20 protein-coding genes are annotated in these 19972 nt (G+C 70.6%); 12 read left to right on the top strand and 8 right to left on the bottom strand.

Going from position 1 to position 19972, the window contains the following annotated elements; translation table 11 throughout:
- The first annotated feature begins 120 nt into the window (after positions 1-120).
- The 3 genes from DAERI_RS01175 to DAERI_RS01165 all read left to right on the top strand — a co-directional run bounded on the left by DAERI_RS01175 (position 121) and on the right by DAERI_RS01165 (position 2427).
- Positions 121-1671, top strand: coding sequence for a 2-isopropylmalate synthase (locus tag DAERI_RS01175; RefSeq protein ID WP_103127649.1), 1551 nt, complete (start codon positions 121-123; stop codon positions 1669-1671).
- Between the two features lie 85 nt (positions 1672-1756).
- Complete coding sequence (locus DAERI_RS01170; RefSeq protein WP_103127648.1) at positions 1757-2053, top strand: DUF1330 domain-containing protein; 297 nt, start codon at positions 1757-1759, stop codon at positions 2051-2053.
- Positions 2054-2130: 77 nt separating this feature from the next.
- Positions 2131-2427 carry an antibiotic biosynthesis monooxygenase family protein gene (locus DAERI_RS01165; RefSeq protein WP_103127647.1) on the top strand — a complete coding sequence of 99 codons (297 nt, stop codon included), beginning with the start codon at positions 2131-2133 and terminating at the stop codon, positions 2425-2427.
- Positions 2428-2457: 30 nt separating this feature from the next.
- On the opposite strand, the gene DAERI_RS21870 is transcribed toward DAERI_RS01165, so the two are convergent.
- The 4 genes from DAERI_RS21870 to DAERI_RS21865 all read right to left on the bottom strand — a co-directional run bounded on the left by DAERI_RS21870 (position 2458) and on the right by DAERI_RS21865 (position 6400).
- A complete protein-coding gene (locus tag DAERI_RS21870; protein ID WP_133161938.1) occupies positions 2458-2802 on the bottom strand; it encodes a hypothetical protein in 345 nt (114 codons plus the stop codon).
- Between the two features lie 120 nt (positions 2803-2922).
- Positions 2923-3462, bottom strand: coding sequence for an ankyrin repeat domain-containing protein (locus DAERI_RS01160; protein WP_103127646.1), 540 nt, complete (start codon positions 3460-3462; stop codon positions 2923-2925).
- 5 nt (positions 3463-3467) lie between these two features.
- Positions 3468-5000, bottom strand: a complete 1533-nt coding sequence (gene guaA / locus DAERI_RS01155; RefSeq protein ID WP_103127645.1) for a glutamine-hydrolyzing GMP synthase — start codon at positions 4998-5000, stop codon at positions 3468-3470.
- Positions 5001-5077: 77 nt separating this feature from the next.
- A complete protein-coding gene (locus DAERI_RS21865; RefSeq protein WP_133161937.1) occupies positions 5078-6400 on the bottom strand; it encodes a PEGA domain-containing protein in 1323 nt (440 codons plus the stop codon).
- A gap of 105 nt (positions 6401-6505) precedes the next feature.
- Here DAERI_RS21865 and DAERI_RS01140 point away from each other — a divergent pair, with 105 nt between their 5' ends.
- The 9 genes from DAERI_RS01140 to DAERI_RS01100 all read left to right on the top strand — a co-directional run bounded on the left by DAERI_RS01140 (position 6506) and on the right by DAERI_RS01100 (position 15302).
- Positions 6506-7066 (top strand): MogA/MoaB family molybdenum cofactor biosynthesis protein, encoded by a 561-nt coding sequence (locus DAERI_RS01140; RefSeq protein ID WP_103127949.1) that lies wholly within the window; start codon positions 6506-6508, stop codon positions 7064-7066.
- 24 nt (positions 7067-7090) lie between these two features.
- Entirely contained in the window at positions 7091-7867 is a 777-nt protein-coding gene (locus tag DAERI_RS01135) for a hypothetical protein (protein ID WP_235610162.1), read from the top strand.
- Between the two features lie 268 nt (positions 7868-8135).
- Positions 8136-9212: a tRNA pseudouridine(13) synthase TruD gene (gene truD, locus DAERI_RS01130; RefSeq protein ID WP_103127641.1), complete on the top strand. Its 1077-nt coding sequence runs from the start codon at positions 8136-8138 to the stop codon at positions 9210-9212.
- Positions 9209-9580 (top strand): hypothetical protein, encoded by a 372-nt coding sequence (locus DAERI_RS01125; protein ID WP_103127640.1) that lies wholly within the window; start codon positions 9209-9211, stop codon positions 9578-9580. The genes truD and DAERI_RS01125 overlap by 4 nt, the downstream gene beginning before the upstream one ends.
- Positions 9581-9588: 8 nt before the next feature.
- Positions 9589-10026 carry a DUF3293 domain-containing protein gene (locus tag DAERI_RS01120; protein ID WP_235610161.1) on the top strand — a complete coding sequence of 146 codons (438 nt, stop codon included), beginning with the start codon at positions 9589-9591 and terminating at the stop codon, positions 10024-10026.
- Positions 10027-10062: 36 nt separating this feature from the next.
- A complete protein-coding gene (locus DAERI_RS01115; protein WP_103127638.1) occupies positions 10063-11775 on the top strand; it encodes an ATP-binding protein in 1713 nt (570 codons plus the stop codon).
- 213 nt (positions 11776-11988) lie between these two features.
- Positions 11989-13251, top strand: coding sequence for an ABC transporter substrate-binding protein (locus tag DAERI_RS01110; protein WP_103127637.1), 1263 nt, complete (start codon positions 11989-11991; stop codon positions 13249-13251).
- A 257-nt stretch (positions 13252-13508) separates the two neighbouring features.
- Entirely contained in the window at positions 13509-14438 is a 930-nt protein-coding gene (locus DAERI_RS01105; RefSeq protein WP_103127636.1) for a carbohydrate ABC transporter permease, read from the top strand.
- A gap of 12 nt (positions 14439-14450) precedes the next feature.
- Positions 14451-15302 carry a carbohydrate ABC transporter permease gene (locus tag DAERI_RS01100; RefSeq protein WP_103127635.1) on the top strand — a complete coding sequence of 284 codons (852 nt, stop codon included), beginning with the start codon at positions 14451-14453 and terminating at the stop codon, positions 15300-15302.
- A 306-nt stretch (positions 15303-15608) separates the two neighbouring features.
- Here DAERI_RS01100 and DAERI_RS01095 read toward each other — a convergent pair whose 3' ends face one another.
- The 4 genes from DAERI_RS01095 to DAERI_RS01080 all read right to left on the bottom strand — a co-directional run bounded on the left by DAERI_RS01095 (position 15609) and on the right by DAERI_RS01080 (position 19916).
- On the bottom strand, positions 15609-16802 hold the full coding sequence (locus tag DAERI_RS01095; protein WP_103127948.1) for an ABC transporter substrate-binding protein: 1194 nt from the start codon (positions 16800-16802) through the stop codon (positions 15609-15611).
- Between the two features lie 186 nt (positions 16803-16988).
- Entirely contained in the window at positions 16989-17705 is a 717-nt protein-coding gene (gene otsB, locus DAERI_RS01090; protein ID WP_103127634.1) for a trehalose-phosphatase, read from the bottom strand.
- Entirely contained in the window at positions 17702-19075 is a 1374-nt protein-coding gene (locus DAERI_RS01085) for an alpha,alpha-trehalose-phosphate synthase (UDP-forming) (RefSeq protein WP_103127633.1), read from the bottom strand. The genes otsB and DAERI_RS01085 overlap by 4 nt, the downstream gene beginning before the upstream one ends.
- Positions 19076-19133: 58 nt before the next feature.
- Positions 19134-19916, bottom strand: coding sequence for an SDR family oxidoreductase (locus DAERI_RS01080; protein ID WP_103127632.1), 783 nt, complete (start codon positions 19914-19916; stop codon positions 19134-19136).
- Positions 19917-19972: the final 56 nt, after the last annotated feature.

Here is a 19972-nt window from a genome sequence, read left to right as displayed (position 1 = left end):
TCTTCTTGGCGTTCCTCCGGTGGAGTGAGCGGCCAAGGAGCCTGCCCGAACCCCCCGGAGGAACCACCCTCCGGGGCTTTTCTTTGTCGCCCTCCCCTCTCGCCCGCCCAGGAGTCCCGCATGACCCAGCAACCCGCCGACGGCCAGCGTATCCGCATCTTCGACACCACCCTGCGCGACGGGGAGCAGTCGCCGGGCGTGGCGCTGAACCACACCCAGAAGCTGGAGATCGCCCACCAGCTCGCCCGTCTGGGCGTGGACGTGATCGAGGCGGGCTTCCCCATCGCCTCCCCCGGCGACCTGGAGGGCGTGAGCCGCATCGCGCGGGAGGTCCGGGGGCCGATCATCGCCGGGCTGGCCCGCGCCAACCGGGCCGACATCGAGGCGGCGGCGCGGGCGGTCGAGCTGGCCGAAAAGCCCCGCATCCACACCTTTATCGCCACCAGCCCGATTCACATGGCGAAGAAGTTGGGGCTGGAGCCGGGCGCCGTGGTCGAGCGGGCGGTCGAGGCCGTGCGCCTGGCCCGCTCCTTCGTGGACGATGTGGAATTCAGTGCCGAGGACGCCACCCGCTCCGAGCGCGAGTTCCTGGCGCGCATCTTCCGGGCGGCGGTGGAGGCGGGCGCGACGACGATCAACGTGCCCGACACGGTGGGCTACACCACGCCCGAGGAGATGCGCGCCCTGTTCGCCTACCTGCGGGCCGAACTGCCCGCTCACGTGATCCTCTCGGCCCACTGCCACGACGACCTGGGGATGGCGGTGGCGAACTCCATCGCGGCGGCGGAGGGCGGGGCGCGGCAGATCGAGTGCACGGTGAACGGCATCGGCGAGCGGGCGGGGAACGCCAGCCTGGAGGAGATCGTCATGGCCTTTCACACCCGCCGCGACCACTACGGCTTCGAGACGGGCATCCGCACCCGCGAACTCTACCGCTCCAGCCGGATGGTGAGCCGCCTGAGTGGGATGCCGGTTCAGCCCAACAAGGCCGTCGTGGGCGACAACGCCTTCGCGCACGAGTCGGGCATCCACCAGGACGGGGTCATCAAGGCGCGCGAGACCTACGAGATCATGAACGCGGAGATCGTCGGGCGCGAGGCCGCCGTCCTCGTCATGGGCAAGCACTCGGGCCGGGCCGCCTTCCGCAAGGCGCTGACCGATCTGGGCTACACGGTGGACGAGGAGCGGGTCAAGCACCTCTTCGCCCGCTTCAAGGACATGGCCGACCGCAAGGGGCAGATTTACGCCGACGACCTGCGCGCCCTGGTGGAGAGCCGCAGCGACGTGCCGCAGACCTTCACGCTGGAGGGCTTCCAGATCACCTCGGGCATGAACATGACCCCGGTGGCCTTCGTCCGCCTCCAGACCCCGGACGGATCAGTCGAGGCGACGGCGCACGGCGACGGGCCGGTGGAGGCCGCCTTCCAGGCGATCAACCGCATCACGGGCATTACTCCCGTCTTGGAGAGCTACCGCATTCAGGCCGTCACGGGCGGCGGCGACGCGCTCGGCGAGGTCAGCATCGGCGCCCGGTACGGGGAGACGACGCTGCACGGAACTGGAGTGGCGACGGACGTGGTCGAGGCTTCGGCCCGCGCGTGGCTGCGTGTGATTAATCAGGTCGTCGCCGGAATGGGCAAGAGCCGCCAGGTGAGCCAGACCACGGTGTAACCGGGGATGGAGGGCAGAAGGTGGGGGAAACTCCGCCTTCTCGCTCTTTGTGCAGAGCGATCAGCCCGGAAGTTCAGGAGGAAGCATGAGCGCCTACGTGATCGGCCTGATTGACGTACACGACCCCGAGGGCTACCCCACCTATTCCCAGCAGGTGCCCGCGACCCTCGAACCCTACGGCGGCCAGTTTCTTGTGCGGGGAGGTCAGCCCGAGGCATTGGAGGGCGAGGCGCCGGGCCGGGTCGTGGTCATCGCCTTTCCGTCGGCGGAGCAGGCCCGCGCGTGGTACGAGTCGGAGGGGTACAAGCGCATTCGCCCCTTGCGGCAGCAGATGGCGACCGGGCAGCTTGTCCTGGTGCGCGGCGTAGACACGCCCTCCTGAAGCGGTGAGGTGAGTCGGATGCCCGTGGAGAAGGGGCGGGGGAGGACTCCATCGCCTCTTCCCCCTGAGGAGAGTCCATGGTTCTGGAAATAGCGCTGCTGAACGTTCGCCCAGGTCAGACCGGTGCGTTCGAGTCCGCTTTCGCCCGCGCCGAGCCCATCATCTCCAGGGTGGGCGGGTACGTCCGGCACGAGCTTCACAAGTGTCTGGAGGACGACCACAAGTACGCCCTCCTCGTTTGGTGGGAGACGCTGGAGGATCATACGGTCGGCTTTCGGGGAAGTGCCGGGTATCAGGAATGGCGCTCGCTGCTGCACCACTTCTACGACCCGTTCCCGACGGTGGAGCATTTCGTGCGGGTATCTACGCCTTAACAATTTGAGAACAGCTCTGGAAGGCCTGAGTCAATGCCATTTCTGGAGCAGCACGACAGGAATTGTGTTCGACTGCCAAATCGAAGCCGAGTAGCCGTACTCGCCCGGCAAATCCTTGAGGGCCACACCCTGCTCGGCCACAGAAGGCTCAATGAGACGAGGTTGTACTTCATCCTTCCAGAACGCGTAACAGGTGTTGCTCGGCACCCACTGCAAAGGCACTCCTACATCTGCTACCGCGAACCGTACCTGTCCACGCTTGAGCAAAGCCCGGATCGCCTCGGTTCCCAGTTCGCCTTCGCAAGACCTACTGACCAAACCTCGCTCGTCCCATAACTCCTCCAGGGGGAAGCGCACAGGTTGTGGACGCCGCATGGCTCCCAAGCTAGCCCAATCAAGCTCAAGAATTATCAAGGCTGTGTTCTCGGTCGCAGCCGAGCTAAGGGCAGACCTGAAGTTCCCAAGGCGTAGCCCTTAGAACCGTCCCCACTTCCCCTACCGCTCCGGCGTCTGCCCCAGCAAAGTTTCAACCTGGGCGGCAGTATCGGGCGCCCCCATCGTCCGCGCCGAGTCGAGGACCGACAGACCGCGTGCGTCCCGGGCGTGAAGGTCGGCCCCGCGCTCCAGCAGCAACTCGACCACCTCCGTCCGGTTGAACATCGCCGCCATCATCAAGGCCGTCCGCCCGTCCGGTCCCGCGCTCTCCACATCGGCCCCGTAGTCAAGGAGCAGGCGCACCATCGGGAGGTTCCCCTTGAACACGGCCCCCAGCAGCGGCGTCTGCCCCTGGTCGTTCCGCAATTCGGGGTCGGCCCCGTGTTTGAGCAGCTCCCGCGCGGCCTGCAGATGGCCGTGGTAGCAGGCGAGCATCAGCAGGCTGTCCCCCCGCTGGTTGAGCAGGTTGGGGGGCAACCCCCGGTCCAGCAGGGGGGCGAGCCGCGCCGCGTCCCCGAGGCGCACGAGGTCGAACACGGCCTGGATGTATTCCAGCGTCTCCCCGTCGAGTTCCGGTTTCTGCCCGGCGTTGTCCGTCATGGCCCTCACTCCCACTCGATGGTGGCGGGCGGCTTGCCGGTGATGTCGTACACCACGCGGTTGATCTCGTGGACGTGGTTGACGATGCGGTTACTCATAGTCGCAAGGAAGTCGTAGGGCAGCCGCGCCCACTCGGCGGTCATGAAGTCGTCGGTGGTCACGGCGCGCAGGGCGGCGGTGTAGGAGTAGGTGCGCTCGTCGCCCATCACGCCGACCGACTGGATGGGCGTCAGGATGGCGAGGGCCTGCGAGCAGCCGTCATACAGCCCGAACTCGCGCAGCCCCGAAATAAAGATGTCGTCCACCCGCTTGAGGATGGCGAGCTTCTCCTCGGTGACCTCGCCCAGGCAGCGAATCGCCAGGCCGGGGCCGGGGAAGGGGTGGCGCATCCGAATCTGGTCGGGAAGACCCAGCAGCCGCGCGATCTCCCGCACCTCGTCCTTGAAGAGGGTGCGGAAGGGCTCGACGAGCTGGAAGGCGAGGTCTTCCGGCAGGCCGCCGACGTTGTGGTGGCTCTTGATGTTCGCCGCGCCCGACTTGTCCGCCGAGAGGCCGCCCGCCGACTCGATCACGTCCGGGTAGAGGGTGCCCTGCGCGAGGAAGTCGAAAGGGCCGTACTTTCTGGCCTCGCGCTCGAAGGCCCGGATGAACTCGCGCCCGATGATCTTGCGCTTCTGCTCGGGGTCGGAGACGCCGCGAAGGGCGCCCAGGAACTCCGCGCGGGCGTCCACCGTGACGAGGTTGACGCCGAGGGGCCGCAGCGCCGCCTCCACCTGTTCCCGCTCGCCCAGCCGCAGCAGGCCGTGGTCGATGAAGACGGCGGTGAGCCGGTCGCCAATAGCCCGCGCGAGGAGCAGCCCGAGGGTGCTGGAGTCCACGCCCCCGCTGATGGCGAGGAGGACCCGACCATCACCGACCTGCGCCTGAACGTCCGCGATCAGCTCGTCGATGATGTGTTCGGCGTTCCAGTCGCGGCTGACCCCGCAGATGTCGAGGAAGTTCGCCAGCAGTTGCCCGCCCTTGGGCGTGTGGACGACCTCCGGGTGGAACTGCACCCCGTAGCGCCGGGTCACCGGGTTCTCGATGGCCGCCACGGGCGTGTCCTCCGTCTCCGCGACCACCTCGTAACCGCGCGGAAGCTGGGTCACCGAGTCGCTGTGGCTCATCCAGGCGACGAACTCGCCCTGAATGCCCCCGAAGAGCTGACCGCCGTAGCGGGTCAGGTCGGCCTTGCCGTACTCGCGTTTGCCCGCGCGCCGCACGTCGCCCCCCGCCTCGTGCGCGAGGAACTGCATCCCGTAGCACACGCCCAGGATGGGCACCGGGAGGTCGAGGACGCCGGGGGCGGGGCGGGGCGCGTTCGCGTCGTACACGCTGCTGGGGCCGCCCGAGAGGACGATGCCCTGGGGGTTTTCCTGCTGGATGCGCTCCAGGCTGGCGGTGCCCGGGAGGATCACGCTGTACGCGCCGAGTTCGCGCAGGCGCCGGGTGATCAGGCGCGTGAACTGGCTGCCGAAGTCGAGGATGACGACACTCACGGGGCCGATTGTGTCACGGGGAGGACCAGGGGTGTCCGCGCGGGCTGGTCAGGAAGGGCGGGACGGCCGCCTGCCGTTCAGGGCGTCAGGTTGATCTGGACGGGAACGTTACTGGGCGCCGTCACGCTTACGGTGCCGGGGGTGTACCCCTCGGCGGTCACCCGCAGGGTGTAGTCGCCCGGCTGTGGCAGGCGGACCACGCCCGGGGCCTGACCCACCTCCTGGCCGCGGCTCACGCCCGCACCCCGGGGCGCGGAGAGGACGCTCAAGCGCACGGCAACGCCCTCCACGCCGCGCACCGCGAAGCGAACCTCGCAGCACGGCCCGGAAGCGGCGACGGCTGTGGTGGGCGCCATGGTCGAGGTCGGGGCAGACCGCCGCGCCCACCACACCCCGGCGACCAACAGCAGCAGGAGCAGCGCCAGCAGGGGCAGCAGCCAGCCGGGGGCGCGGCGGCGGGCCGCGGGGGCAACCGGGCCGGGCTTCACGACGTGGCGGGTGCCGTCGGCGTCCCAGGCGATGCGGACCGGCTCACCCGTCACCCGCCGGGGGGGGACACGGCCCGACGTGGTCCGGGAAGGGGTGGGGTTGACCGGGGAAGCGGGGCTTTGCTCCTCCTTCGGGGCCGGTTCGGCGGTCACCTCGGCGGGAGCGGGGGACGGCGACGCCTCGCCTGTGGCCTCCACCGCGCCGACCTGCACGGGGCCAGGTGGGGCCGCCGCCAGAACGACCGGGGTGGACGGGGGCACGGGGACGGGCACGGAGGTCGCGTCCTCCTGGGCTGGCGCAGGCGGGGAAGCCTCTCTGGGTTCCGTCGGCGTGACCGGCGGGCGGGAGGTGGGACCGGGCCTGCGGGCGGGTTCCGGCGGGAGAGCCGCGTCCAGCCGGGCGAGGAGGTCGCGGGCGGTAACCCCATCGGGGGCGTCCCGCAGGACGGGGGGAATCCCGCCCAGCGCCCGCAGGGTGTCCCCCAGGTCGCGCAGGTCGCGGGCGGGCGTGGCCTCCTCGCCCCAGGGCAGGCCCGCCCCCGCCAGGGCCACCCGCCCGTCCACGCTCCAGAGCTGCGCGGGGCTCACGCCCCCGTGGGTCAGGCCCGCCTCGTGCAGGGCGGCCAGGCCCGCCAGCGCCCCCCGCGCGGCGAGCAGGGGGTCGGAGACGGGAAGCGCGTGGGGCGGCAGTTCGGTGACCACGTAGGCCGTGTCGCCGTCGATGCCGCCCTCGCTGGGGGACAGCAGCGCGGGGTGGGCGGGGAGTTTCGGCAGGGGCGCGGCGTGCGGAAGCACGTGCAGCAGTACCGGCATCCCGGTCAGGCGGTCGGTCGCGCGCAGCGTCCGCACCGCTCCGTCAGGCCGGTCGCCCGTCAGGTCGCGCGCGGCCACGTAGGGGCCGATGGGCTTCACAGGGGCAAGTATAGGGGCCAAATGTGAACTCCCATGCAGGGAACTTTTCCCCGAGGGTAAGGGAAACCCACCTCTCCCCCGGCGGGCGGGCGTATCGTGCCGGACATGACGGACGCCCCGCCCCCGCAGACCGCGAGCCCAGCCACCGCGCACCACGCCGCCGCGCCCCGGTCCGTGCGGGTGGCGGTCCTGACGGTGAGCGACACCCGCACCGAGGAGACGGACACCAGCGGGGGCTACCTGCTCGCCGAACTGCGGGCCGGGGGGCACGAGGTCGTGGGCTACCGGATCGTGAGGGACGAGGCGCCCGAGATTCGCGCCGCGCTGGAGGACTTCATGCGGGAGGCGACGGTGGTGCTCTCCAGCGGCGGCACCGGGATCACCGGGCGGGACGTGACGATTCCCGTCGTGGAGTCGCTGCTCACCAAGCCCATGCCCGGCTTCGGCGAACTCTTCCGCATGCTCAGTTACCGCGAGGTGGGGGGCGCGGCCATGCTCTCCCGGGCGGTCGGGGGGCTGGCGGGGGGCACGCTGCTCTTCGCCCTCCCCGGCAGCCTGAACGCGGTGCGCACCGCCTGGGAGGGCCTGCTGCGGGACGAACTGGGCCACCTGGCGTTCGAGGTCGCCCGGCACGGCCAGCCGGGGGCGACGGGCAGGGTTGGCTGAGCCGTGGAGCCCTGGCTGCATCTCTTGCCGGTCTCGCGGATCACGCCGCCCTACGCCCTGGCGCTCGCCCTGATCGCGGGGTACTGGCTGTGGCGGGTGGCTCGCGAGGCCCGGCACCGCTGGTCGCCGCGCGTGTCGTGGTGGGCCGTGCCGGGCCTCGCCCTGCTATGGGCGGCGCCGCTGGCCGACGTGCCCGCCCTGTTCGGCCTGGGGGCGGCGGCGCTGCTCCTCGCCGAGTTCTGGCCGGGGGCCTTCCGCCCGGCACGGGAGCGCCCGGGTTGGGCGTGGCCGCTCGTGGGCGTGCTGTGCGGCCTCGCGCTGCTGGCGCTGGTCGCCGCCGGGGGCGGCACGGCGGCGGGCGCCGGGGTCTCGGTCACGCTCGCGCTGGCGGCGCTCCTGGCCGGGCTGGGGGGGCTGCTCTCGGCGGGGCTGTACCGGGAGCGGAGCCGTCCGCGCCCACCCGGACTGGAGGTGCGCTTCGCCCGGGTCCAGCTTCCCGAGTGGCCCGACCTGAGTGTCACCCTGACCGAGCGGGGGGCGCGGCTCGTCAACGTGTCGAATGGGCCGCTGCGGCTGGCGGGCTGGTCGCCGTCCGGGGTGAATGCCTGGCTGCGGGTGCGGACCGAGGGCGGCACGCCCCTGAACACCCTCGCGGTTGGGCAGAGCGCCTTTCTGCCGCTCAGCGAGCGCGCGGGGGGCGTGCGGGTGTGGTACGTGCCGGGGGATGGCCGCGCCGGGCCGTGCCTCTTCCGGGCGGACTGGACCCCGCAGGCATACGCGGGGCAACGGGTGCTGAACTGATCCGAGATTGCGGTGAGTTGCAGACAATGGGTGAGCGCACTGGCGCCACTGCGCACGAGAGCGGAAGGCAAAGAAGACCGACTGGCACCGACTGGCGGCGATGGACGATGAGCGAGTCCACCTGCGTCATTGTCGGCAGGATCGGCGAGGGACCGCCCGCGGGCCTGGGGCCACCCGACCATTCGGGAACTGGGTGTGCGGGAATCAGGGCAAGCCGGTCTGAGGGCCAGAGGGGGTTCTCTCACCCCTCCCGGCCCCCGGCGGGCGTATGGTGGGCCTCATCGTGAGTCTGGTGTTCGAGTGGTCGGCGCTCGCCGCGCTGACGGATACGCCTGGAACGGGCGGCCGTCTGCGCGCGGGGCCGGAGGATTTCCGGGTGGAGGAAGTGCCCGCCTACGGGCTGTCGGGCGAGGGCGAGCATCTTTTCGTGCTCCTGGAAAAGACGGGGCACACCACCGCCCACGTGCTGCGGGAGCTGGGCGCGCAGCTCGGGGTGCGGGACCGGGACGTGGGAGTGGCGGGGCTCAAGGATCGCCACGCCGTCACGACCCAGTGGATCAGCCTGCCGGGAAAGTTCGAGGAGCGCCTGCCCGCCTTTCAGTTGGAGGGCGTGCGGATCCTGGAGACCCGGCGCCACGGCAACAAGCTGGGGCTGGGGCACCTGCGCGGCAACCGCTTTGTGGTGCGGGTGCGGGACGCGGCGGGAAAGGCGGACCAGGCGGCGGCGACACTCACCCTGCTCACTGCCAAGGGCGTGCCGAACTACTTCGGGCCGCAGCGCTTCGGGCTGCACGGGCTGAACGCCGAGGAGGGGCTGCGGGTCCTGCGCGGCGAGTCCCGGCTGCGCGACCCCCGGGTGCGCCGCTTCCTGACGACCTCGGTGCAGAGCCTCGTCTTCAACCGTTTTCTGAGCCTGCGGCTCGAGCGCGGCCTCTTCGACCGCCTGCTGGCGGGGGACATGGCGAAGAAGCACGACACGGGCGGCGTTTTCCTCGTCGAGGACGCCGAGGTGGAGACGCCCCGGGCGCAGCGGGGCGAGGTGAGCGCGACCGGAACCCTCTTCGGGAAGAAGACCAAGCCCCTCACCCTCGACGCGGGCGAGCTGGAGCGGGGGGCGCTGGCGACCTTCGGCCTGACGCCGGAGGTGTTCGCCTCCCGCCGGGGGGACCGCCGCCTCACCCGCATCTTTCCCGAGGGCGCCCAGGTCCAGCCCGAGGAGGACGGCTACACCGTGGCCTTTACCCTCCCGAAGGGCTCCTTCGCCACGAGCGTGCTGCGCGAGCTGATGAAGACGGACGTGGACGCGGCGGAGGGCCCGGGCGAGGACGGGGAGGAAGGCGAATGAGGCGGGCGGGTCTGGCGGCGCTCCTCACGGTGGTGGGGGGAGCCTGGGCCGCACGCGCGCCCTCGGCGCAGCTCAGCCTGCGGCCCTCGTTCGGCGGGGCGGTGCTGGAAGGGCGCATCGTGGCGGGACCTGCCGACGAGCTGACGGGCGTGTGGAGCGGGGGGGGCCGCGCCCGGCTGCTGAAATGCACGCCGCGCTGCGCGGTCGTGCCGACCATTCCCGTGCCGGGCGCCCTGCTGGTGGGCACGGGCACCCCCTACCGGGTGGCCGTCAGCGGGGCCTTCCGCACCGGGCAGCGCGTCAAGCTGGCCCTGCGGTTCAAGGACATGCAGGTGCTCAACGTGGATGCCGTCGTCAGCCGCCCTTGAGGGAGGAGTTGCGCGCCGCCTTCCTGGACACGACCTACGGCCCGGCGGGAGAGCGTGTCCGGCTGGCCGGGGAAAGGAGTCCTGCTCCCACCTGGGCGCGGGGAGAGTGGGCCATCGTCACCGCCTGGAATCCGGGAGGGCGGCGGGTGCCGGAGGAGGCGAATGTCTGGGCCGCCAAGGCCCTGCTCACCCGGGTCCGGGCCGCCGGACTCTCCCCCCTCCCCGCCCACAACGGCGAGGGCGAGTGGCGGGAGGAGGCGCTGCTCGTGCCCGGGGCGCGGTTGAGGCAGGCGGCGGCCTGGGGTGCCGACTTCGGGCAGGCGGCGGTGCTGTGGGGCACGGGACGGCGGGCCGCCCTGGTCTGGCTGGACGGGCAGAGGATCGTGGGCGTGGAGCGGCGCTGGGTGCGGCGGGTGGAGCCCGTCTCCCCCACACTCCGGCCCTGAGCGCCTTTCCCGCCTCCCCGCGTATACTCCGGCCCTGTGACGGCCGAATCCCCCAACGCGATCTCCCCCCTCGGGGTGCTGCCCCCGCCGGGGCCGGCGTGCGTGCATCTGCCGCTGGACGTGACCCCGCAGGAACTCGCGCGGTACGCGGTCGGGCTGGCGAACGCGCGGGGCGGGACGGTCCTCGTGGGCGCCGACGCCACCGGGGAACGGGACGCGGGCGAGCTGCACCCCCTGATGGTCACGCACGCGATCTTCGAGCTGTCGGGCGGGCGGCTGACCGTGAACGTGCAGCACCACCGCCAGCCGGGGGGGGCGCGGGTGCTCGCGGTGTTCGTGCCGCAGGCCCCCTATGTGCTCGCCGCACCGGACGGGGCGGTCCTGGCCTGGGACGGGGCGCACCTCGTCCCGGTCACGCCCGCGCAGAGCGAACCCACCCCGCAGCAGGACTACACGGCGGTCGTGCCCCCCGACGCCTCGCTCGCCGACCTCGACCCCCACGAGGTCGCGCGGCTGCGGGGGCTGGGGCAGCGCGGGGGCCTGGCCCACCTGCCCGACCTCGACTTCCTGCGCGAGCTGGGGCTGCTCGTGCCCAGCGGCGGGGCGCTGCGGCCCACCCTGGCGGCCATCCTGCTCGCGGGCACCCCGGCGGCCCTGAAGGCGCACGTGCCCCAGGCGGAGGTCTGCTTCTACCACCACCAGACCCCCGACGTGGAGTTCCAGTTCCGCGAGGACCTGCTGCGGCCCATCCCCGCGCTGCTCACCCGCCTGGCCGAACTCATCCAGGCGAGGAACCGCTTCACGCCCGTGCAGGTGGGCCTCTTTCGCATCGAGGTCTGGGACCAGGACGAGGCGGTGTACCGCGAGGCGCTGCTCAACGCCCTCACCCACCGGGACTACACCCTGCGGGACGCCGTGCATGTCCACCACTACCCCGACCGGCTGGAGATCATGAACCCGGGCGGGCTGCCGGGCGGGATCACGCCGGGGAACATCCTGCGCCACCAGCCCAAGCGGCGCAATCCGCTGCTGGCCGAGGTGCTGGCGCGGCTGGGCCTGGTCGAGCGTGCGGGCGTGGGCGTGGACAAGATGTACGGGCTGATGCTGCGCTGCGGCAAGGAGCCGCCGGAGTACACGACCTACCCCGACGCGGTGACGCTGACCCTGCACTCGCCGGGCTTCGACGCCGAGTTCGTGCGCTTTGTGGCGCGCAAGCAAGAAGAGATGCAGACCTTATCCCTCGACATGCTGATCGTGCTCTCGCTGCTCGCGCGGGAGGGTGAGGCGACCCGCGCTTCTCTCGCCCGCGCCCTGCAACTCCCGGAAGACCGCACGCCGAGACTGCTGCGCGGCATGGAGGACCACGGCCTGATCGCCCGCTCCGGCCCGGGGCGCGGCATCGCCTATACGCTGAGCGAGGAGGTGCGCCGGGCGCTGGGCCGCGGCGCGCCTGAGCCCCGCCCGGCCCCACCTCTCGCCCCGGAGCCTGCCCCCGGCCCGTCCGCCCGCCCGCCCCGCGCCCCCCGCGCCGTCCCCGACCCCGGCGGCCCCACCCCCGCCGAGGTCCGGGCCGTCGCGCTCGCCCTGGTCCGTGAGCGGGGCCGCGTCCGCAACCGCGAGCTGCGCGAGGCCTGTGGCCTGAACACTCAGCAGGCCTGGCGGGTCCTGCGCCGCCTGGTGCTGGAGGGTCACCTCGTCAAGCGCGGCACCGGTACCCGCGACGCCGCCTACGAGCCCCGCCGGGGCTGATGGGCACGCCCCGTGCGCGAGGCCTCCCCCCTCTTCGCGCGCCGCGGGGTGACCCCGCAGTCCCGGACGCCCAGAGGGACCCGCCCTCATCGGAAGAGATTGACAGCCCCGGGCCGGACGTGTAGCCTTCCCCTACCGTTTGATGTTTAGTGGTGGAACCGCTTCCGAAAAAGTGGGCAGGACCGGTCCGGTTTCAACCGCCAAGGGGGATGCATGAAGAAAGCCATCGCCATCGTTAGCCTGACCGCCGCCTTTGCCGCCGCCAGCCAGTCCCAGGCCGTGACGATCACCCTGGCCTGCGGCGCGGTCGGCCAGGAACTGCAGCTCTGCAAGGAGGGGGCGGCGCGCTGGTCGAAGAAGACGGGCAACACCGTCAAGATCTTCGAGAGCCCCAACCTCACGAACGACCGCCTGGGCCTGTACCAGCAGCAGCTCGCCGCACGCAGCAGCGACATCGACGTGTACCAGCTCGACGTGATCTGGCCCGGCCTGCTCTCGCAGCACTTCGTGGACCTGAAGGGCAAGGTTCCGGCGAGCGAGATAGGCCAGTTCTTCCCGCGCATCGTCGAGGCCAACACCGTAAACGGCAAGCTGGTGTCGCTGCCGTGGTTCACCGACGCCGGGCTGCTGTACTACCGCACCGACCTGATGAAGAAGTACGGCTACTCCGCGCCGCCCAAGACCTGGGCCGAACTTGCCACAATGGCGAAAAAGATCCAGGACGGCGAGAAGAAGGCCAACCCCACCTTCACCGGCTTTGTCTTCCAGGGCAAGAACTACGAGGGCCTGACCTGCGACGCGCTGGAGTGGGTGAACTCCTTCGGCGGGGGCACCATCGTCGATCAGACCGGCAAGATCACCATCAACAACCCCAAGGCCGCGCAGGCGCTCGACACCGCCGCGAGCTGGGTGAAGAGCATCAGCCCGGCGGGCGTGACCACCTACGACGAGGAGGCCGCGCGCGGCATCTTCCAGGCGGGCAACGCGGCCTTTATGCGCAACTGGCCCTACGCCTACGCGCTGGGCCAGGGCGAGGACTCCAAGGTCAAGGGCAAGATCGGCGTGGCGCCGCTGCCCGCGGGCCCCGGGGGCAAGCCCTCCGCCACCCTGGGCGGCTGGAACCTGGGCGTGAGCGCGTACTCCAAGAACCAGGCGGCGGCCATCGACCTGGTGCGCTACCTGACCAGCCCCGCCGAGCAGAAGATCCGCGCCATCGAGGGGGCCTATAACCCCACCATCCCGGCCCTGTACAAGGACCAGGCGATCCTGAAGGCCAACCCCTTCTTCGGCAGCCTGTACAGCGTGTTCACCAACGCGGTGCCCCGCCCCTCGGCGGCCACCAAGGGCAAGTACAACCAGGTGTCGCAGGCCTTCAGCTCGGCCGTCAGCGACGTGCTCAACGGCAAGAGCAAGGGCCAGCAGGCCGTTGCCAGCCTCGCCACCAACCTCGCCCGCATCAAGGGCCGCGGCTTCTAAGCCTGCGCGGGGACGCCGCGCGGCCCGCGCGCACCTGAGGCTCCCCGGGGGGACGTCCACCACATGGGCGTCCCCCTCCCCGTTGGGCTCGCTTCACGTTTGCTCCAGCCCGCACTCATGCCGCTTCATGCCCGGGGGCGCAGGCTGAGGAAACCTTTTTCTCCGGGAGTTCGCCGTCACCTTCCTCGACGCCGCACGCGCCGCTGCGGCCAGCGCGCCCGCCAGCATTCCGGCTGGGCGAGACAGGGGGCAAACCCATGACCACCAATGCCACACCCACCTCGGCGGCGCCCACCCGCAGGCGCGGCATCGAGGCCGCCCGCGCCCGGCAGGCGATCTGGCTGCTGCTGCCCACCCTGATCGCCCTGGCGGTCGTGGCGGGCTATCCGCTGTACCGCACCATCTTCTACTCGCTGTACGACGCCAACCTGACCTCGCCGGATCAGCGCACCTTCCTGGGGCTGGGCAACTTCTGGTTCACCACCGACGGGGTGGGGACGGGCTTCCTGCAAGACCCCAAGTGGTGGACGGCGGTGAAGAACACCCTGCTGTTCACGGTCGTCTCGGTGTTCCTGGAGACAGTCTTCGGCATGATCATCGCGCTGGTGGTCAACAGCGCCTTCCGGGGCCGGGCCTTTCTGCGAACCGCCATGCTGGTGCCGTGGGCGATCCCCACCGTCGTGAGCGCCCAGATGTGGGCGTACATGTACAACGACTCCTTCGGGCTGGTGGGGCGCGGCATCCTGGGTGGGCAGGCCCTGCTGGCGAACACCGACACGGCGATCTGGGCGCTGATCGCGGTGGACGTGTGGAAGACGACCTCCTTCATGGCGCTGCTGATCCTGGCGGGGCTCCAGAGCCTGCCGGGCGACATGTACGAGGCCGCCGACATGGACGGCGCGAGCAAGTGGACCCAGTTCTGGCGCCTGACCCTGCCGCTGCTGAGGCCCGCGCTGCTCGTCGCGCTGGTGTTCCGCAGCCTGGACGCGCTGCGCGTCTTCGACATCATGTACGTCATGCTGGGGCCGGTGAACGCCGCCCAGACCAGCATGACCGGCTACGCCCGGCAGGCCCTGATCGACAACCAACTGCTGGGCGTGGGCAGCGCCGTCGCCGTGGCGATCTTCCTGATCATCATGGTGATCGTGGTGATCTACGTGACCGCCTTCCGGGTGCGGTTCGACTGAGGGGGGGACGACATGAACCTGCAAAAGACGAATCCGGCCCTTTATTACATCCAGCGGGTCCTCTTTTACCTGCTCGTGCTGGTGATCGCCGTCTACCTGCTGTTCCCCTTCCTGTGGGCGGTCCTCACCAGCTTCCGCCGCGCCGGGGACCTCTTCCTGCCGCCGCTGCAATTCATCACGGCGCCCTCGACCCTCAGCAACTACACGCAGGTCTTCGCCAACGCCAGTTTTCAGCGTGGGCTGATCTTCAGCCTGATCGTCGCCGTAGCGTCGGTGCTGATCAGCCTGCTGTTCGGCTCGTTCGCGGCCTACGCCCTGGGCCGTTTCCGCTTCCGGGGCAAGGCGATGATCCTGTACATCATCCTCGCCGTCAGCGTGTTCCCGCAGATCGCCGTGCTGGGCGGCCTGTTCACGCTGGTGCAGGCGACGGGCCTCTTCAACAACCCCGTCGCCCTGATCTTCAGCTACCTGATCTTCACGATCCCCTTCACGGTCTGGGTGCTGACCTCCTTTGTACGCGACATCCCCGGCGAGCTGGAGGAGGCCGCGCTGGTGGACGGCGCCTCGCCCCTCCAGACCCTTTTCCGGGTCCTCTTCCCGGTGATGATGCCCGCGCTGGTGACCACCGGCCTGCTCGCCTTCATCAACGCCTGGAACGAGTACCTGTTCGCGCTGACCTTTACGAGCAGCAACCGCACGGTGCCCGTCGTGATCGCCAACTACTCCGGCGCCTCCCAGTACGACCAGCCGTGGGGTCCGATCATGGCTGCCAGCATCGTGGTCACGGTGCCGCTGATCATCCTGGTGCTGGTCTTCCAGCGCAACATCGTCTCCGGCCTGACGGCGGGGGCGGTCAAGGGCTGAGGTCGGCGTTCAGGAAAGGGCCGCTCCGGGTGGGGCGGCCCCTTTTTCCTTCTGGCCCTCCTCAGGGTCAGGTGGGTCTTTTGAGGGGATAAAACATTAGGGTGAGGCCTCCTACCCTTTCCGATAAGACGGCGGCGTTTATTTTGAAAGTGCTGGGCGTGCTCGCCGTCATTACTTTGATGGTGGCGCTTTTGTGGCCTGGTGGCTGTGCGTACGCTTGGGCAGTGTTGCAAGCACTTTTGGGCAGTGCTCTTGCAACAGGGGCGTGGTGGATGTGGGGTGGCCCTGCCAGTTAAGTGTTGGCCCCTATCGCCCCGCCGCCCTCCGCTGCGCCTCGTCCAACGCGACCTTGGCGCTGAGCTTCCCGGTGGTGGCCTGGCTGATGGCGTCCTCCAGGTACAGGGTCCACTCCTCGAAGGCGGGGGCGGCGGGGCGCGGCACCGCGTGGTCAAGCTGGGCGTGGGCGGCCCTGATCTGCAGGTTCTTGGCGTACCAGTCGCTCAGCAGCGGCGTCACGCTGCGGCGGGTGGGGGCGTAAGCGGTGGCCTTGACCCACTCGGCGAGGCGGGCCGGCTCCATCAGGAACTGCCAGAAGGCGAGCGCCCCGGCCTGTTCCTGGGCGTTGGTCCCCTTGGGCACGACGAGGTGGGCGCCGCCCAGCGGCAGGGTGCACGCCCCCCCCGCCTTCTCGCAGGGGAAGGGCGCGATGCCGAGCTGGAAGAAGGGCAGCCTGCGGGCGTCCGTCCAGTTGGCGACGCTGGCCGCCACCATCACGTTCTGCCCGCGGGCGAAGTCGAAGGCGGCGCGGGTCGCCTCCGAAAGCTTGCGGGGCTGCGCCAGGCCAGCGGCGCTCATGCGCGCGAGCTGGGTGAGGGCCTCCACCGCCTCCGGGCCGTTGAGGTTGGGCCTGCCGTTCACCACCAGGCTGCCCCCGCGCGAGGTCACATTCGCCTCGAAGGTCCAGGCGTCGGCGGTGGCGACGAGGGGCCGTCTGCCCCCCGTGGCGAGCTGGCGGCTCGTCGCCTCGACCTCGGCCCAGGTTTGGGGAGGCGTCACGCCCGACCGGCGAAACGTCCCCGCGTTGTACATCAGGACGGGCACGCTGATGTTCCAGGGCAGGCCGTAGCGTTTGCCGTTCACCTCGCCCGCGCGCCAGGCCGGGGCGTAGATGTCGCGGGTCAGGCTGTCCGGGAGGGCGTCCGCCAGGCGCGAGAGGTCGGTGAGCTGCCCGTCGGCCACCAGCCGGGCGAAGCGGGTGAACTCCACCTGGGCGAGCGCCGGGGCCTTTCCCGCCTTCAGCGCCGCCCCCAGCTTGTCGTTCAGCTCGCGGTAGTTGCCGCCCGCGACGGGCACGACCTCGTAAGTGGACTGCGAGCGGTTGAAGTCCCGGGCGTACCCGGCGACCGTGCCCTGATTCATCGCGTGCCAGAACTCGATTCTGACGGGGGCGGCCCCGGCAGAGGCCACGAGCAGCAGGGACAGGGGCAGGAGGCGGCGCATGGCCGGAGAATAGCGGGGGTGGACGCGGGAACGCGCGGGAAATCTTCGCTTGGGCAGGGCGACGACGAGTTCAGGCAAAGGCCATCAGGTGGGTTTCGCCCCGCATGGTGTCCCGGGACCCCTCACTTCGTTCAGGGTGACAGGCCCTCCTATACCCGGTTGAGAGCCTGCCTCTCCCCCACCCCCTCAGCCCGCCGCGCCTCCCCAGCGCCGCAGCAGGGCAACGACTTCGGCGGGGCTCTCGACCCGGTACTCGGCCGCCGTCTCCCCTTCCCCGACCTTGATCGTCACGCCGCCCCGGGCGCGCAGCCTTTCGAACCCCTCCTCGTCGGTCACGTCGTCGCCCAGGAAGACGGGGAGGTGGTGCGGGTCCTGCCGCGCCAGCCGCTCGACCGCGCGGCCCTTGCCGAAACCGCCCGGGCGGAACTCGCGCACCTTCTTGCCCGAGATCATCTCCCAGCCGGGGGGCAGCGTGACCGCGTCCAGCGCCTCCTCCACGTCCGCCTGCCGTTCCCGGGACACCTCACGGGTGTGGACGGCGAGCGTCCAGCCCTTGTCCTCCAGCCGCAGGCCGGGCACATCCGGGAGCCGCGCGGTGATGAGGCGGATGGCCTCCGGGTCCCGGGCCGCCAACTCCTCACCCGGCCACTCCATGCCGTGCAGGCCGACCACGGGGAGGTCGGGGAGGTTCAGGAAGGCGCGAACCTGCTCGGCGAGGCGGCCCGTGACGATGGCGGCGCGGTGGCGGGGGTGGGCCAAGAGGCGCGACAGGGCCTCCCTCGCCCCCGGTTCCGGCCACGCCTCCTCCGGGCGGGGAACGATGGGGGCCAGGGTGCCGTCGTAGTCGCAGAGGACGAGGAGGGGACGCTCGGCCAGCGTGAGGAGTTGCGCCGGAAGGGTCATGTGCCCGCGATCTCCGCGACAAAGCCGTCGGCCCACGTCCGCAGGTCGCTCTGGCGCAGCCGCTCGCGCAGGCGCGCCAACCGGGCCTTCTTCTCCTCCAGCGGCATGGAGAGCGCCCGGGTGAGCGCCCCCGCCAGCCCCTCGGGGTTGTAGGGGTTGACCTGCACCGCCTCCGGCAATTCATCCGCGGCCCCGGCGAAGCGCGAGAGGATCAGCACGCCGTCCGCCGAGCAGGCGGTGAACTCCTTGGCGACGAGGTTCAGCCCGTCGCGCAGCGGCGTCACGAGCATCACGTCGGCGGCGCGGTAGTGGGCGACGAGTTCCTCGCGGGGCACGCCCCGGTAGATGTACTGGATGGGCGACCAGCCGCCTTCGGTGTGCTTGCCGTTGATGCGCCCCACCAGCCCCTCCACCCGCGCCCGCAGTTGCCGGTAGGACTCGACCTGCTCGCGGCTGGGCACGGCGATTTGCAGGAGGGTGACCCTTCCGCGCGCCTCCGGGTGGCGGCCCAGGAAGGTGTCGAAGGCTTCCAGCCGCTCGGGAATCCCCTTGGTGTAGTCCAGACGGTCCACCCCCAGGAGAATCTGCGTTTGCAGGGTGCGGCGGATGCGGTCGGCGGCCTCCTCGACCTCGGGGCTCGCCGCGAGTTCCTCGTAGGTGTCCACCTCGATGCCGATGGGCCGATCCACCACCCGCGAGGACCGGCCCTGCCACCGCACCGTATTCCCCTCCACCTCCGCGCCGAGGACCCGGCGGCAGGCGGACAGGAAGTGGGCGACGTACTCCGGCGTGTGCATCCCGATCAGGTCGGCGCCGAGGAGCCCGTCGAGCAGCTCGTGGTCCCACGGCAGGGTGCGGAACACCTCGGAGGACGGCCAGGGGATGTGCCAGAAGAAGCCGATGCGGGCGTCCGGCAGCGCCTCGCGGATCAGGCGGGGCACCAGGGCGAGCTGATAGTCGTGGACCCAGATCAGGTCGCCCTCGCGGTAGCTCTCGACGGCAGCCTGGGCGAAGCGGCGGTTCACGTCCACATAGGTTCGCCACTGGGAGGCCTGATAGCGCGTCCGCTCGATGAAGTAGTGGCTCATGGGCCACAGGGCGCGGTTGGAGAAGCCGTGGTAGAAGTCGCGGACCTCGGCGTCCGTCAGGCGCACGCGCTTCAGGCGGTAACGGGGGTTGCCCTGCGGAAGGTCCACGTCCGCCACGCCGGGCAGTTCCTCGCCCCAGGCGATCCAGGTGCCCCCCGCGTGTTGCAGGGCCGGGTCCAGCGCGGCGGTCAGGCCCCCGATGGAGGGCACCCAGTGGAGGCCCCCATCCCCGCCCCGCCTCGGCGCGTAGGGCTCACGGTTGGAGACGACGATCAAGCCCACGGCTGTCCTTTCGGAAGGTCGGAACGTTCAGGGCAGCCATAGAAGGGGGCGGACACCATCAGCGCAGCAGCGAGGCGCCGCCGTCCACGTAAATCTCGACGCCCGACACGTGGCGCCCCAGGTCCGAGGCCAGGAACAGGCAGGTGTCGGCCACGTCGACGGGATCACCCTCGCCCTCGTTGACGGCCGGGCTGCCCTGCGGGAGCTCGACCTCGATGCCGATCTTTTCGGTACCCCGCTGCTCGGTGCGCTCCTCGATGTTCGTGTGGATCAGGCCGGGGCACACGGCGTTGCAGCGAATCTGGTGCCGACCGAGTTCCAGCGCGATCATCTTCATAAAGGCGACCTGCCCGGCCTTGGAGGTGCTGTAGGCGCTTGCCCCCGGGGTGGAGAAGGTCCGGTTGCCGTTCACGCTGCTCGTGATGATGATGCTCCCGCCCCCCGCCCGCTTGAGGTGCGGCACCGCGAAGTGGACGGTGAGGTACGTGCCCTTGAGGTTGATGTCCAGCGTCCGGTCCCACTCCTCGGGCTGAAGCTCGTCGATGGGCGCCCAGACACCGTTGATTCCCGCATTGGCGAAGACGATGTCGAGCCGCCCGAACTCGCTCACGGTCGCCTCGATGGCCTGCCGCACCGAATCCGGGTCGCTCACGTCGCAATTCAGGTAGATCGCCCGCCCACCCGCCTTCGTGATCTCGCCCGCGACCCCCTCGCCCTCCTCCTGCTGCACGTCGGCCAGGGCAACCATCGCCCCCTCCTGCGCGAAGCGGCGGGCCGTTCCCGCCCCGATGCCGCTCGCCGCCCCGGTGATGAACGCCACTTTGCCTTCCAACATCGCCATGTTCCTGTCCTCCTGTCGAGCTTGTCTCTCAGACCCGAATCCTGGGGTGACGCTCC

This window comes from Deinococcus aerius (assembly GCF_002897375.1).
In the GTDB taxonomy this organism is placed as follows: Bacteria; Deinococcota; Deinococci; order Deinococcales; family Deinococcaceae; genus Deinococcus; species Deinococcus aerius.
The sequence above is the reverse complement of the archived record's forward strand: the minus strand, read 5'-3'. Positions and strand labels throughout refer to the sequence as shown.

Coding starts and splice junctions, on each gene's coding strand:
- DAERI_RS01175 (WP_103127649.1), top strand. CDS start 121: ATGACCCAGCAACCCGCCGACGGCCAGCGTATCCGCATCTTCGACACC.
- DAERI_RS01170 (WP_103127648.1), top strand. CDS start 1,757: ATGAGCGCCTACGTGATCGGCCTGATTGACGTACACGACCCCGAGGGC.
- DAERI_RS01165 (WP_103127647.1), top strand. CDS start 2,131: ATGGTTCTGGAAATAGCGCTGCTGAACGTTCGCCCAGGTCAGACCGGT.
- DAERI_RS21870 (WP_133161938.1), bottom strand. CDS start 2,802: ATGCGGCGTCCACAACCTGTGCGCTTCCCCCTGGAGGAGTTATGGGAC.
- DAERI_RS01160 (WP_103127646.1), bottom strand. CDS start 3,462: ATGACGGACAACGCCGGGCAGAAACCGGAACTCGACGGGGAGACGCTG.
- DAERI_RS01140 (WP_103127949.1), top strand. CDS start 6,506: ATGACGGACGCCCCGCCCCCGCAGACCGCGAGCCCAGCCACCGCGCAC.
- truD (WP_103127641.1), top strand. CDS start 8,136: ATGGTGGGCCTCATCGTGAGTCTGGTGTTCGAGTGGTCGGCGCTCGCC.
- DAERI_RS01125 (WP_103127640.1), top strand. CDS start 9,209: ATGAGGCGGGCGGGTCTGGCGGCGCTCCTCACGGTGGTGGGGGGAGCC.
- DAERI_RS01110 (WP_103127637.1), top strand. CDS start 11,989: ATGAAGAAAGCCATCGCCATCGTTAGCCTGACCGCCGCCTTTGCCGCC.
- DAERI_RS01105 (WP_103127636.1), top strand. CDS start 13,509: ATGACCACCAATGCCACACCCACCTCGGCGGCGCCCACCCGCAGGCGC.
- DAERI_RS01100 (WP_103127635.1), top strand. CDS start 14,451: ATGAACCTGCAAAAGACGAATCCGGCCCTTTATTACATCCAGCGGGTC.
- DAERI_RS01095 (WP_103127948.1), bottom strand. CDS start 16,802: ATGCGCCGCCTCCTGCCCCTGTCCCTGCTGCTCGTGGCCTCTGCCGGG.
- otsB (WP_103127634.1), bottom strand. CDS start 17,705: ATGACCCTTCCGGCGCAACTCCTCACGCTGGCCGAGCGTCCCCTCCTC.
- DAERI_RS01080 (WP_103127632.1), bottom strand. CDS start 19,916: ATGGCGATGTTGGAAGGCAAAGTGGCGTTCATCACCGGGGCGGCGAGC.